We start from the raw sequence: 647 nt of genomic DNA, 5'->3' as shown, positions 1-647 counted from the left end.
CGAGGACCGCCCGCTCTGGCTGGGCTCGGTGAAGTCGAACATCGGCCACACCCAGTCGGCCGCCGGTGTGGCCGGGGTCATCAAGATGGTGATGGCGCTGCGCAACGGCATGCTGCCGCAAACCCTGCACGTGGACGAGCCCAGCCCCCACGTGGACTGGTCTGCCGGAGCGGTCAGGCTGCTGACCGAGGCCGTCGCCTGGCCGGACAGCGGTCGCGAGCGCCGCGCCGCCGTCTCGTCGTTCGGGATCAGCGGCACGAACGCGCACGTGGTGCTGGAGGAGGCCCCCGCCGAGGAGGCGGCCGAGGCCGGGACGCCCGCCGAGCTGCCCGAGTTGCCCATGGTTCCGTGGGTGCTGTCCGGGCGGAACGCCCAGGCGCTGCGCGACCAGGCCGGGCGGCTGGCGCAGTCGGTCGCCGGATCCGAGGCCGGCCCGGTGGACGTGGCGCATTCGCTGGTCGTCTCCAGGTCGGCGTTCGATCACCGTGCGGTGGTGGTGGGTGCGGATCGGGGTGAGCTGCTGGCGGGTACGGCGGTGCTGGCCTCGGGTGGGGTGGGTGCCGGGGTGGTGACCGGGGTGGCGGCCTCGGGCGGCAAGACGGTGTTCGTGTTCCCGGGTCAGGGGTCGCAGTGGCTGGGGATGGGGG

Annotated in this window: 1 protein-coding gene; it reads left to right on the top strand. The window is 73.9% G+C overall.

From position 1 onward, the window contains the following. On the top strand, window positions 1-647 hold a 647-nt coding region (locus ACWJ6R_RS37615), incomplete at both ends, for a ketoacyl-synthetase C-terminal extension domain-containing protein (RefSeq protein ID WP_449066748.1).

Source organism: Planomonospora algeriensis, assembly GCF_977012225.1.
This window is presented reverse-complemented; position numbering and strand designations above follow the sequence as displayed.